Raw genomic sequence first — 12,316 nt, 5'->3', positions numbered from 1 at the left:
CACGCGCCGTACGGTGGGCCGATGACGAATCGTCCCGCTGTGCGGCGCGTGGTTTCGCTGGTCCCCTCGCTCACCGAGGCGGTGGCGGAGAGCGCATCCGGGCTGCTGGTCGGCGCGACCGACTGGTGCGGCCACCCGGCCGGTCTCGATGTGACCCGGATCGGCGGGACCAAGAACCCGGACACCGCCCGGATCATCGCCCTCGCGCCCGACCTCGTGATCGCCAACGAGGAGGAGAACCGCGCGCCGGACCTGGCCGCGCTGCGGGCCGCCGGTGTTCCGGTCCTCGTCACCGAGATCCGCGACCTCGGCCAGGCCTTCGGCGAACTCCACCGGGTGCTCGTCGACGGCTGCGGTCTGGAGCGCCCCCGCTGGCTCGACGAGGCGGCGGCCGCCTGGCGCGCCCTGCCCGTGCCCGACCGCCGGCTGCGCGCGGTCGTCCCGATCTGGCGGCGGCCCTGGATGGTGCTCGGCCGCGACACCTTCGCGGGCGATCTGCTCGCCCGGCTGGGCGTGGACAACGTGTACGCGGCGCACGCCGACCGCTATCCGGCGGTCCCCGTCGAGGAGCTGCGCGCCGCCGGCGCCGATCTGGTGGTGCTGCCCGACGAGCCGTACGCCTTCACCGGCGAGGACGGCCCCGGAAGCCTTCCCCGACCTGCCCGCCGCCCTCGTCGGCGGCCGTCACCTCACCTGGTACGGGCCCTCACTGACGACCGCCGCCGCCGTGATCAGCGAGGCGCTGCGAGCAGCGTTCCGTTGACCAGGCCGCGGGCCGTTCGGATGGCGGCGATCGCCCAGGCCGTCACGAGCACGGCGTACAGGCCGGTCGCGAGCCAGGTGAAGGCGTCGAGGCCGGTGTGGCGGGCGAGTCCCGCGGCGCCGGTGACGCAGGTGCCGACGGGGAAGGTGAAGGCCCACCACGTCATCGCGAACGGCATTCCCCGGCGTGCGGCGCGCACGACCAGGGCGGCGGCCAGCGCCAGCCAGAGGAGGGCGAAGCCCATCACCGGCACGCCGTAGAGCACGGCGAAGCCGTTCATGGCCGCCGCGTACGGGGCCTGGACGACGCCCGGTGCGGCGTCGGCGAGCTGGTTGACGGCCGTCGTGGACTGCCCCAGCGGGCCGAGGACCAGGAAGAGGGCCGGGGTCAGCGCGGTCGGCGGCGGCCCGTGCTGCACGAGCCGGCCCCAGATCAGTGGCAGCATCACCAACGTGCCCAGCAGGCTCAGTCCGAACATCGCGTAGCAGCCCAGCAGCATCGCCTCCTGGCACTGGCCGGCGGGCAGGTGCGCGACCAGCGCCGGGCCGAGCGCGGCCGACACCATCGGCGCGACCACCGGCAGCAGCCAGACGGGCGAGGCGCTGCCCGGCTCGACACGGTGCCGGGTGATCATCAGATACGGGACCGCCGCCGCGATCAGCAGCCCGGCGGCGGTACCCGCCGTCCACAGCGCCGCGTCCACGGCGATCGCGGCGGTCCCGCCGATCAGCGGGGGGCCCACGCTCAGGGCTCCGCCGCCCACCGCGAGCAGTGCCATCGGCAGGCAGCCGTAGAAGGGGGCGACGGCCGGGTCCATCAGGTGCAGACGGGCCTGGTCGCCGTGGCGGAGCCAGTGCGCCGCCCGGGCGGCGAGGAGCGCGGCCAGCAGGACCGCGGAGAGCGCCCAGACGGCGGTGCAGGCGGTGGCCAGACCGGGGACGTACGGCGGGAGGGCGGCGCCCGCGCCGGCGACGATGGCGGTGCCCATCACGGTGGCGTACCAGTTGGGTCCGAGGTGACGCAGGGCGCCGGAGCGGATCTCCAGGTCGTGGAGAGCGCGGGCCCGTACGGGGGCGAGGGTGGTTGCCATGCTGTTCACCCTGGCCGCCCGGTGGGCCGGCCGGAAGGCGGCGGCTGCCTATGGGGGCATAACCTGGGCTTATGAGCACAGACAGCGACACCGGCGACCGCGTCCCCCGGGCGGGCCTGGCCCACCGGGTGCCCGACCTCGGCGCGATGGAACTGCTGCTCGCCGTCGCCCGGTTGGGCAGCCTCGGCCGGGCCGCCCGTGAGCTGGGCATCAGCCAGCCGGCCGCGAGCAGCCGGGTGCGGGCGGTGGAACGCCAGCTGGGTGTGGCGCTGGTGAACCGCTCGCCCACCGGGTCCACCCTCACCGACGCGGGCGCGCTCGTCACCGAGTGGGCGCGGCGGGTCGTGGAATCGGCGGAGGCGTTCGACGCCGGGGCACGGGCGCTGCGCACCCGGCGCGACTCGCGCCTGCGGGTCGCGGCGAGCATGACCATCGCCGAGTACCTGCTGCCGGGGTGGCTCATCGTGCTGCACGGCCGGCACCCCGACACCGCCGTGTCGCTGTTCGCCGGGAACTCCGCGGACGTCGCGGAACGCGTCATCGGCGGCGGCGCCGACCTCGGTTTCGTCGAGGGCCTCGACGTGCCGGGCGGTCTGGACGCGGCCGTCATCGCACACGACCGGCTGGTCGTCGTGGTGGCGCCGTCGCACCCTTGGGCGCGGCGGCGCAGGCCGCTGTCCGCGGCCGAACTCGCCGCCACCGCCTTCATCCTGCGCGAGCAGGGTTCGGGCACCCGCCAGGTGCTGGACGCCGCCCTCGCCGGGCACGGCGGTCTCGCCGTACCGCTGCTCGAACTCGCCTCGACCACCGCGCTCAAGGGGGCCACGCTGAGCGGCGCGGGCCCGGCCGTGCTCAGCGAACTGGCGGTGGCCGACGAGCTGGCCGCCCGCCGGCTCGTCGAGGTCCCGGTGGACGGCGTCGCGCTGGAACGCGTCCTGCGCGCCGTCTGGCCCACCGGCCACCGCCCGACGGGCCCGGGCCGCGACCTGTTGTCGCTCACCCGCAGGCCGGCGTGACGGAACGGCCGGCGTGACGGCGGGAGAACCCGTAGGGCGTGACAGCCCCCGTACGGCGGGGTGCCCGGATTCGGCCAAGCCGGTCATGTGACCTGCCTGTAACCCCCGTACTTACGGGATTCTCATGCTGTGGCCTTAGGGTGACGGCCGTGACGATGACGACCCCTCCCGGCTGGTACCCAGAGCCCGGGCACACAGGCAACGGCCCGGCTCTGGAACGGTGGTGGGACGGCGCCGCGTGGAGCGAGTACACGCGGACCGCCCAGACCCCCGCGGACCAGGCCGGGGCGCCCGGCATTCCGTCCTACGCGCCCTATCCCGGTGGCGGCCTGCCGGCCCGGCCCGCCCGCCGGGGAGGGGCGATCGCGATCGGCGTCGCGGCCGTGCTCGTCCTGGCCGCCGGGGTGGTCGGCGGCGTCGTCATGCTGAAGGACAGCGGCGGTGACAAGAGCGCGGACCGGGCGGCACCGTCTACGAGCGCGCCGCGCACCCCAGGCGACCGGCCGAGCGGTGCGCCCGACGCTCCCTCGCAGGGCCCCGAGCAGGCGCCGAAGACCAGTGGCGTCGTCGTGGACGCCCTGGACAGGATCAGTCTGCCGATCCTGCCCGGCTGGCAGGGCAAGACGGGCGCCAACGGCGCGGGGCTGACCATCGGCGGCTACCCGTGCGTCGCCGACCCTTCGCAGAAGTGCGTGCGCGGCGGGGTCTTCTCCGTGCCCGCAGCGGCGGCCAAGCTCAAGGGCACCACGCCCGAGGCCGCCGCCAAGGAGGACATCGCGGTCAACGCGGAGCAGTCCTACGCGGGCGGTCTCACCTCCCACAAGGAGCTGCTGTCGCAGCCGGTCACCGTCGCCGGGCAGCAGGGGTACCTGGTGCGTTGGCAGGTCGTGACGAAGGTCGGCGACGACGGCTACGTCCAGTCGCTGGTCTTCCCGTCACCGTCCGACCCGAAGCAGCTCGTGCTGGTCCGCTACGGCTTCGACATCAACGCGCAGGCCCCCGGGCTCGACGTCATGGACAGGATCACCCAGGGCATCAAGGCCGCGAGCGGCTCCGGCGGCACGGGCGGCACCGGCGTCTGAGCGCGAGGCATCCGGCCCCCGGCGGCGGGGGCCGGATGTTCACAGGAACGTCTTGCCCTCGCCCCGGTAGGTCGGCACCGTCGCCGTGACCCGGTCGCCCTCGACCAGCCGCAACTCCGCGAAGCGCTCGCACAGCTCCCCGGCCTTGGCGTGCCGGAACCACACCTTGTCGCCGATCAGCAGGTCGTCCGCGGGCGATCCGATCAGCGGCGTCTGCACCTCGCCGGGACCCTCCTGCGGGTCGTAGCGCAGGCCCTGCGGCAGGTACGGCACGGGCAGCCGGTCGGCGCCCGCGGCGCCCGACGCCGGGTAGCCGCCGCCCAGCACGGTCACGATGCCCACTCCGGGACGGCGCACCACCGGCTGCGCGAACAGCGCCGCCGGACGCCCCCGGAACGACGTGTAGTTGTCGAACAGCCGCGGCACGAACAGCCCGGAGCCGGCCGCGATCTCGGTGACCGCGTCCTCCGCCGCGGTGTGCTGCACACTGCCGGTCCCGCCACCGTTGACGAACTCCAGCTCGGGGGCGACGGCGCGCACCGCCCGCACCACCTCGGCCCGCCGGGCCGCGAGTTCCTTGCGCGCGGCCGACTGCATCAGCCGGATCACGCGCGAGCGCAGCGGCCGCCCCGCCAGCGAGTCCCCGACGCCGGCCACATGACCCTCGTACGCCATGATCCCGACCAGCCGGAACCCGGGCCGGCGGGCGACCGCCCGGGCCAGCTCGGCCAGTTGCGCGGGCTCCCGCAGCGGGGAGCGCAGCGCGCCGATCCGCACCCGGCCGCCCAGCATCCGCAGCGAGGTGTCGAGTTCCAGGCAGACCCTGATCCGCTCCGAGCCGCCGCGTCGGGCCGCGTCGATCAGATCCAGCTGGGCGGGGTCGTCGACCATCACCGTCACTGCGGCGGCCAGCTTCGGATCCCCCGCCAGCTCCGCGTAGCCGTCGCGGTCGGCGGACGGGTACGCGAGCAGCACGTCCTCGAAGCCCGCCCGTGCCAGCCACAGCGACTCGTCCAGGGTGAACGACATGATGCCCGCGAACCCGTCGCGGGCCAGCACCCGTTCCAGCAGCGCCCGGCACCGCACCGACTTGGATGCCACCCGGATCGGCTTGCCGCCGGCGCGGCGCGTCAGATCGGCGGCGTTGGCGTCGAACGCCTCCAGATCGACGATGGCGACCGGGGCGTCGAGGTGGGCGGTGGCCCGGTCGTACCGGGCGCGGTCGGCTGCGGGATCAGACATGCGCGCAGCTTGCCAGACCGCCACTACCGAGCGGTAGGGGTCTCGGGGCACCGGCCCGTTCCGGGCGGTGCGCGGTGGGCCCGGCGGAACACCGGGGAAGTAGCCGCCGAAGGAGCTGAGGCTGTGCCGGGGGAGTGCCGGGACCGTGCCGGGGCGGAACATCCCGGTACCGCCGGATCTGCGCGGCCGGATCGCGGCAATCGTCCCGCAGTACCCCCCGCGACCTGCGCCGCCCCCGATCCACGGCATCGCCCGAGCCCGTAGAGTGGCGCCCGGACCGTCTCTGAAAACGGCGGAGTCCGCCCGGAGCGGCGGGCCCCGGCGTTCCCGGGTGGGGCACCTCCCGGCGCAGCTCGACAGACGCGGGCCGGGCCAGGTACGGACATCACGAGGGGGCACCGGTGAGCACGGGCGTCGAGAACGGACCGGGGCAGCCGTCCCCTCCGCAGCCGCCCGCGTTCCCCGCGCTGTACCCCACGACCCCGCCGCGGCCCGTGCACCGTCCGGCCGCCCGCGAGCCGATCGCCGCCCGCGGCCCGCAGGACCGGTCGCAGGGAGCACCGCCCGCACCACCGACCGCCCCGCCGACTCCCGCCACCCCGCCGCATCCGACCGAGGCGCCCCCTCCGGCAGCCGCCCCGTCACCGTTCCTGTCGCGGCACCCGGAACCGCCGCGCCCCGCCATGCCGCCGCCGCAAGGGCACTCGTGGGACGAGCCGGGGTCCGCACCGCCGCCCGCGAGCGTGCCGTTCACGGTCCCCGCGCCGCCCGCCCGCCCGCCCCGTACGGCCGCCGGCCGGACCGCGGCGGCGCTCTGCCTCGTCCTGGGCCTCGGGCTGTTCACGGGCGCCGCCACCGGCGCGCTGATCAACCACGACCCGGCCGCGGTCGGCACCACCCAGAGCGCCTACGCCCGCGCCGGCGAACTGTGGCACAGCGTCCCGGTCGACACGCTCCTGCCGCCCGTCGTCCGCCGGCCGGGCGCGGGCCCCGGCGGCGCCGACCGCACCTACACCCGTGTCGGGGTCGCCCCGGCCGCAGGCTGCGCGGGCGCCTTCGACCCGCTGCTGGCGAAGGTGCTGGCCCCGGTGGGCTGCGTCCAGGTGGTGCGCGCCACCTATGTCGACGCCACCTCCAGCCGTGTCACCACCGTCGGTCTGCTCGTCACCGGCGGCGACGCCGCCGGGATGGCCGCGCTGAACCGCCGCTGGAGCACCGAACACCTCGGCTCGCGCACGGATCTGATGCCCCGTCCGGTCGCGTTCCCCGGCACCGCGGCGGCCTCGTTCGGCGACGCGCAGCGGGCCAGCTGGACGGTGAGCGTCTCCGCCACCCTGCCCGTCGTGGTCTACGCGGTGAGCGGCTTCGCGGACGGCCGCCGGGTCCCCGAACCCCAGCCGGCCGACGTGGCCAGCGCGCCGGGTGCCACCTCCGCGCCGGCCCAGGCGGGCCTCGGCACGGACGCCCTCGTCCTCACCGCCGACCTCGACGCCCGGCTGCGCAGGAGCGTCTCCGCCGACACCACGTCCACCCGGGAGGCATCGTGAGGAAGTCCGCCGCCCTCGGGCGCACCGCCACCGTCGTGCTGGCAGCGCTCCTCGCGGTGCTGCCCGCCACGTCCGCCCGCGCCGACTCGATCCGCGACGCGGAGTGGACGCTGGACGCGATGCACGCCCACGACGCCTGGCGCACGAGCCAGGGCGCGGGCGTCACCGTCGCCGTACTGGACACCGGCGTCGACGGAACCCACCCCGACCTGGCGGGACAGGTACTGCCGGGCAACGACCTCATCGGCTTCGGGGCCGGCCCCGGTGACAACACCTGGGCCAAGCACGGCACCGGCATGGCCGCGATCATCGCCGGCCACGGCCACGGTCCGGGGTACTCGCAGGGCGTCCTCGGCATCGCCCCGCGCGCCAAGATCCTGCCGGTCCGGGTGATCCTGGAGGAGAAGGACCCCCGGCGCGACGAAGCCCGTGCGAGCAGGGGCAGGGCCGTGCCGGACGGTATCCGCTGGGCCGCCGACCACGGCGCCGGCGTCATCAACCTGTCGCTCGGCGACGACAGCGCGACCGCCGCGCCCACGGCGGAGTACGACAACGCGATCCAGTACGCCCTGGGCAAGGGCGTCGTCGTCGTGGCCTCGGCGGGCAACGGCGGCGAACAGGCCGACCGGGCGTCGTACCCGGCCGCCTACCCGGGGGTGATCGCCGTCGCGGCCGTGGACCGGGTCGGCGCGCACGCCTCGTTCTCCACCCGGCGCTGGTACGCCTCCGTCTCGGCGCCCGGCGTCGACGTCATCCTGGCCGACCCCAACCGCAAGTACTACGAGGGGTGGGGGACCAGTCCCGCCTCCGCGTACGTCTCCGGCGCGGTGGCACTGATCCGCTCCGTGCACCCGAAGCTGAGCCCCGCGCAGATCAAGCAGCTCCTGGAGAGCACCACCCGCGAGCGGCCGGCCGGCGGCCGCAACGACGCCGTCGGCACCGGACTGGTGGACCCGGCCGCGGCGCTCAAGGCGGCGGCCAAGCTCGAGCCCCGGGCCGAGGCGCCGACTCCGGCGCCCACCGCACGGCGGTACTTCGGCGCGGGCCCGACGATCACGCTCGCACCGGCCGCGGACGGCGGCGGCCTCGGCGACGGCGTGGCGGTCTCCTGCGCGCTGCTGGGCGGCGTCCTGGTGGCCGCGGCGGCGCTGCTCTGGTTCCGCCCCCGCCCCGGCCGGGCGAGGCGCCGCGGAACGCACGGCCTCCCGACCTGAGCCTTCCTACGTGAACGCCCCGACCGCCGCCCGCGCGACGTCCTCGGCCAGCGCGATCCCCTCGGCCAGCGTGAGGTTCCCGCTGGACAGGACCGCGACGAGATAGGTGTTCCCGTCCGCGTCGACCCGGCCGATGCTGTTGATGTCCCACAGCCCGGTCGTGCTGCGCCGCAGCCAGCCGTTCTTGAGCGCGGTGTCGGACCCCGCCGCCGCGGCGGCCGTGACACCCCAGTCCTGGCCGGTGGATATCCGCCCCATGAGCCCCGTCAGATACGTCCGCGAGCCGGCGTCCAGCGGTGAGTCGTCACCGAACACAGCCCGCAGCAGTCGCAGCTGGTCAGCGGCCGTGGTCCTGGTGAGCCCCCACAGATCGCCGTCGCCGCCCACGGTCCCGGTCAGCCCGAGGCGTTCGTTGGCCTCGGCGAGGCCCTCAGCGCCGTCCACGGCGTGCCAGAGGGCGGTCGCGGCGTCGTTGTCGCTCTGCTCGATCATGACGGTGGCGGACGCCTTCTCCTGGGCGGTCAGCTCGCGCCCGGCGTCCTGCGCCCGCAGCAGCAGCGCCGCGAGGATGTCGACCTTGACGATGCTCGCCGTGTCGTACGTCCCGCTCCCGTAGACCGCCTGCGCGCCGGACGCGGTGTCCAGCACGGCGACGGAGAAGTCGGCGGAGGTCGCGCCGGCCACGGTGCCGAGCGCGTCGCTCAGCTCCTGGTCCCTGTCCGCGGCGGCCGCCTCGGGTTCCACGCTCTCCGCCCCCTCCCGGTCGGCCGCGCCGCACCGGACGAGGCGTCGAGGCACGGCCGTCAACGGGCGCCGGCCGGGTCCCGATACGCTGCCCAGCGTGTCACTCAAGAATATCCCTGACCCGGGCTTCGCCGACGACGACGGTTCGGCCGACGCGACGCTGGCCGCCGCACTCGCCGCCTACGCCGAGGACGGCCGGGCCGAGCCCGGTGTGCTCGCCGCGCTGCCCGGCGCCCGCCTGCTCGTCCCCGTCGTGGCCGTCCTGGGGGAGGTCGAGACCGGACCCGACGGCCTGCGCCGCGAGAAGACCAGCGACATGGCGGTGCCCACCATCCAGGCCGCCGACGGACGGCGGGCGCTGCCCGCCTTCACCTCCGTCGCGTCCCTCGCCCGCTGGCGCGCCGACGCCCGCCCGGTCGCGGTCCCGCTGCACCAGGCGCTGCAGGCCCTCGCGCACGAGAAGGCCGACACCCTGCTGATCGACATGGCGGGGCCCGCCCCGTACGCCCTCACCGGCCCGGCGCTGCGCGCCGTCGCCGAGGGGCGTGAGCGCGTGGACCCGCTGGCCGATCCGGAGGTGCTCGGCGCGCTGCGCGCGGCCGTCGCCGCGGAACCGGGCGTGCTGCGGGCGTACCTGTCCCCGGCGGGCGACTCGGACGGCACCCTCGGCCTGGTCCTCGCCCGGGACACGGCCGTGGCCGAGGTGGCCCGGCGCCTCGCGACCGCGCTCTCGACCGACGAGGTGCTGCGGTCCCGGCTGGTCCGCGGGCTCGACCTCGCGCTGCTGGGCGCGGACACCGAGGTGTCGGGCACGCCGCTGTTCGCGCGCTGAGCGGGCCTGTTCGGCCGCCGGGCGGCCGGCGCCGGGCGCTGTGTGCTGAGATGTGCGGTGGGCTCGCGGGACGGAGAATGCGAGAGCGGGCGAGTGAAGCGCGCATACGGGTGGAACGGACATCGGGAGATGGCATGGACAAGCGGACAGTGACCTGTGAGTTCCTGGGCACGCTGCTGCTCGTCTTCTTCGCCGTCGGCTCCGCGGTGCTGGCGGGCGAGTACATCGGTACCCTCGGCATCGCTCTCGCCTTCGGCTTCACGCTGCTGGCGCTGGCCTACGCGCTCGGCCCGGTCTCCGGCTGCCACGTCAACCCGGCCGTCACCCTCGGCATGCTGGTCGCCGGGCGGATCAACGTCAGGACGGCCGTCGAGTACTGGGTCGCCCAGCTGCTGGGCGCCATCGCGGGCGCCGCGCTGCTCTTCCTGGTGGCCAAGCAGGTGCCGGGGCTGCGGACCAGCGGGGCGTTCGGCACCAACGGCTACGGCAGCCGCTCGGCCGTCGGCATCAACACCGGCGGCGCCTTCGTCGTCGAGGTGGTGCTGACGTTCCTGCTGGTGTTCGTGGTGCTCTCCGTCACGCACAAGGTGGCGGTGTTCGGCTTCGACGGCCTGCCGATCGGCCTGGCGCTGGCCGCGATCCACCTGGTCGGCATCCCGCTGACCGGCACGTCGGTGAATCCGGCGCGCAGCCTCGGCCCGGCCCTGTTCGCGGGCGGAGCGGCGCTCTCGCAGCTCTGGCTCTTCATCGTGGCGCCGCTGATCGGCGGCGCGCTGGCGGCGCTGGTGCACCAGGTCACCCATCCGCCGACGGCCGCACGGCACGGCGGCCTGCGAGTGGACGACAGGGCCGACCGGACCGTCGGAGCGGCTGACGATCCGGAGGCGGAACGGCCGCAGGCGACCTGACGCGCTCGCGCCCGGCGGTCCCGGCGGTCCCGTGTGTGTCCTCGCCCCGGACTCAGCTGTAGACGGGACCCGTGAACTTCTCGCCGGGACCGTGGCCGGGCTCGTCCGGCACCAGGGAGGCCTCGCGGAAGGCCAGCTGCAGCGACTTCAGGCCGTCCTTGAGCGGGGCGGCGTGGTAAGTGCTGATCTCCGGCGCGCCGGCGGCGACCAGGCCGGCCAGCGCGGTGATCAGTTTCCGGGCCTCGTCCAGGTCCTTGTGCTCCGGGCCCTCCTCGGCGAGGCCCAGGTTGACGGCCGCCGCGCTCATCAGGTGGACCGCTACCGTCGTGATGACCTCGACGGCGGGCACGTCCGCGATGTCGCGGGTCATCGCGTCGAAGTCGGGGCTCTGGTTCTCGTCACTCATGGCCCTCACGATAGGCGACCGCTCGACCGGCACACGCAGACGGGTGCGGTCGGGTACCGTCCCGCCGATTACAGGCTTCCCCAGGTCACTGGTATGCTTGCAAATCGACCGGTCGGACACACCTGTGCCCGGCCCACAAGTGGAGGCTCCGATCTCCCACCCGACCGACCGAGAGGTTGGCGGGTCCGGTCAGGCAGCGTTCTTCGGCGGATGGTTCTTCCGGATGCCGAACGTGCTGCCCGATGCGCCCCGCGGTGTTCCGTGGCGGTGCTCCCGGTTTTGAGGAGCCCTGCCTGTGACCTGTATGGGGCGTTTTTTGCGTTCCGTCACAGGGGTCGGACGACACAGACGTTACGTGGCTGTCCGCCAGGCGGCCGCGTGGTGCAACCGAGGAGGCCCCATCAGCGCCGAGCCCCGCATCGTCGAGCCTCGCATCAACGACCGCATTCGCGTCCCCGAGGTGCGACTCGTCGGTCCCAGTGGTGAGCAGGTCGGCATCGTGCCGCTTGCCAAGGCCCTGGAGCTTGCGCAGGAATACGACCTCGACCTGGTCGAGGTCGCAGCGACCGCACGTCCGCCCGTGTGCAAGCTCATGGACTACGGGAAGTTCAAGTACGAATCGGCCATGAAGGCCCGTGAGGCGCGCAAGAACCAGGCGCACACGGTCATCAAGGAGATGAAACTCCGGCCGAAGATCGACCCGCACGACTACGACACCAAGAAGGGCCACGTCGTCCGCTTCCTGAAGCAGGGCGACAAGGTCAAGATCACGATCATGTTCCGTGGTCGCGAGCAGTCCCGCCCCGAGCTGGGCTTCCGACTGCTGCAGCGACTGGCGTCCGACGTGGAGGAACTCGGCTTCATCGAGTCGAACCCGAAGCAGGACGGCCGAAACATGATCATGGTTCTCGGTCCGCACAAGAAGAAGACCGAAGCGATGGCCGAAGCCCGCGAGGCAGCGGCCGTTCGCAAGGCCGAGCGTCAGGGCTACGGCTCCGACGACGAGTCCGAGGAGCAGGACGAGTCCTTCGACGGCACCGTCGAGAACTCCGAGGGTTCCGAGGAGTCCGCCGAGGCGCCCGCCGCCGAAGCGCCGGTCGTCGACGCGGCTGAGAAGCCCGCCGACAAGCCGGTCGAGGGCAACTGAGACCGCGCAGCGCCCCGGGGCACCGTTCCGGGATGGAAGAACAGTACTGACGCTCTCCGTCCGCACCTGTGGCGGACGGGAGGGCCAGCGACGAGGAGACTACGGCGACATGCCGAAGAACAAGACGCACAGCGGTGCCAGCAAGCGCTTCAAGGTCACCGGCAGCGGCAAGATCATGCGTGAGCGCGCCGGCCGTCGTCACCTGCTCGAGCACAAGCCCTCGAGCAAGACGCGCCGCCTCGCCGGCACGGTTCAGCTGGCCAAGGCCGACACCAAGAAGATCAAGAAGCTTCTCGGTCTGTGACGGCCGCGCCCCATCGTCCGT

Annotated in this window: 12 protein-coding genes and 1 pseudogene; 9 read left to right on the top strand and 4 right to left on the bottom strand. The window is 74.3% G+C overall.

The features are described 5' to 3' along the window. Positions 1–21 precede the first annotated feature (21 nt). Positions 22–763 (top strand): annotated as a pseudogene (locus tag M2266_RS07250) (helical backbone metal receptor). Here M2266_RS07250 and M2266_RS07245 read toward each other — a convergent pair. Further along, positions 732–1,751 (bottom strand): TDT family transporter, encoded by a 1,020-nt coding sequence (locus tag M2266_RS07245; RefSeq protein WP_277441096.1) that lies wholly within the window; start codon positions 1,749–1,751, stop codon positions 732–734. The pseudogene M2266_RS07250 and the gene M2266_RS07245 sit on opposite strands and share 32 nt — an antisense overlap. A gap of 173 nt (positions 1,752–1,924) precedes the next feature. Here M2266_RS07245 and M2266_RS07240 point away from each other — a divergent pair, with 173 nt between their 5' ends. Then, complete coding sequence (locus M2266_RS07240) at positions 1,925–2,869, top strand: LysR family transcriptional regulator (protein ID WP_277437403.1); 945 nt, start codon at positions 1,925–1,927, stop codon at positions 2,867–2,869. A gap of 155 nt (positions 2,870–3,024) precedes the next feature. After that, entirely contained in the window at positions 3,025–3,951 is a 927-nt protein-coding gene (locus M2266_RS07235; protein WP_277441095.1) for a DUF2510 domain-containing protein, read from the top strand. 39 nt (positions 3,952–3,990) lie between these two features. Here M2266_RS07235 and M2266_RS07230 read toward each other — a convergent pair whose 3' ends face one another. Continuing rightward, complete coding sequence (locus M2266_RS07230; protein WP_277437402.1) at positions 3,991–5,193, bottom strand: amino acid deaminase/aldolase; 1,203 nt, start codon at positions 5,191–5,193, stop codon at positions 3,991–3,993. Positions 5,194–5,594: 401 nt separating this feature from the next. On the opposite strand from M2266_RS07230, the gene M2266_RS07225 reads away from it, so the two are divergent. Both M2266_RS07225 and mycP read left to right on the top strand, forming a co-directional pair. After that, positions 5,595–6,740: a hypothetical protein gene (locus M2266_RS07225; protein ID WP_277437401.1), complete on the top strand. Its 1,146-nt coding sequence runs from the start codon at positions 5,595–5,597 to the stop codon at positions 6,738–6,740. Continuing rightward, entirely contained in the window at positions 6,734–7,954 is a 1,221-nt protein-coding gene (gene mycP, locus M2266_RS07220; RefSeq protein ID WP_277441094.1) for a type VII secretion-associated serine protease mycosin, read from the top strand. Before M2266_RS07225 ends, mycP begins: the two co-directional genes overlap by 7 nt. 6 nt (positions 7,955–7,960) lie before the next feature. Here mycP and M2266_RS07215 read toward each other — a convergent pair whose 3' ends face one another. Continuing rightward, entirely contained in the window at positions 7,961–8,698 is a 738-nt protein-coding gene (locus M2266_RS07215) for a serine hydrolase (RefSeq protein WP_346780874.1), read from the bottom strand. A 97-nt stretch (positions 8,699–8,795) separates the two neighbouring features. Between M2266_RS07215 and M2266_RS07210 the strand changes: the two genes are divergently transcribed. Both M2266_RS07210 and M2266_RS07205 read left to right on the top strand, forming a co-directional pair. Then, positions 8,796–9,530 (top strand): SseB family protein, encoded by a 735-nt coding sequence (locus tag M2266_RS07210; RefSeq protein ID WP_277437400.1) that lies wholly within the window; start codon positions 8,796–8,798, stop codon positions 9,528–9,530. 134 nt (positions 9,531–9,664) lie between these two features. Then, positions 9,665–10,438 carry an MIP family channel protein gene (locus tag M2266_RS07205; RefSeq protein ID WP_277437399.1) on the top strand — a complete coding sequence of 258 codons (774 nt, stop codon included), beginning with the start codon at positions 9,665–9,667 and terminating at the stop codon, positions 10,436–10,438. 52 nt (positions 10,439–10,490) lie between these two features. Here the strand turns inward: M2266_RS07205 and M2266_RS07200 are convergent, their stop codons facing one another. Further along, positions 10,491–10,844: a DUF1844 domain-containing protein gene (locus M2266_RS07200; RefSeq protein ID WP_277437398.1), complete on the bottom strand. Its 354-nt coding sequence runs from the start codon at positions 10,842–10,844 to the stop codon at positions 10,491–10,493. Positions 10,845–11,199: 355 nt separating this feature from the next. On the opposite strand from M2266_RS07200, the gene infC reads away from it, so the two are divergent. Both infC and rpmI read left to right on the top strand, forming a co-directional pair. Beyond that, positions 11,200–11,991 carry a translation initiation factor IF-3 gene (infC, locus tag M2266_RS07195; protein ID WP_277437397.1) on the top strand — a complete coding sequence of 264 codons (792 nt, stop codon included), beginning with the start codon at positions 11,200–11,202 and terminating at the stop codon, positions 11,989–11,991. Between the two features lie 109 nt (positions 11,992–12,100). Next, on the top strand, positions 12,101–12,295 hold the full coding sequence (gene rpmI, locus M2266_RS07190) for a 50S ribosomal protein L35 (protein ID WP_138354851.1): 195 nt from the start codon (positions 12,101–12,103) through the stop codon (positions 12,293–12,295). The last annotated feature ends 21 nt before the right edge of the window (positions 12,296–12,316 follow it).

The organism is Streptomyces sp. SPB162, assembly GCF_029504575.1.
In the GTDB taxonomy this organism is placed as follows: domain Bacteria; phylum Actinomycetota; class Actinomycetes; order Streptomycetales; family Streptomycetaceae; genus Actinacidiphila.
Note: the sequence above shows the minus strand (reverse complement) of the source record. Positions and strands in the feature narration are given on the sequence as shown.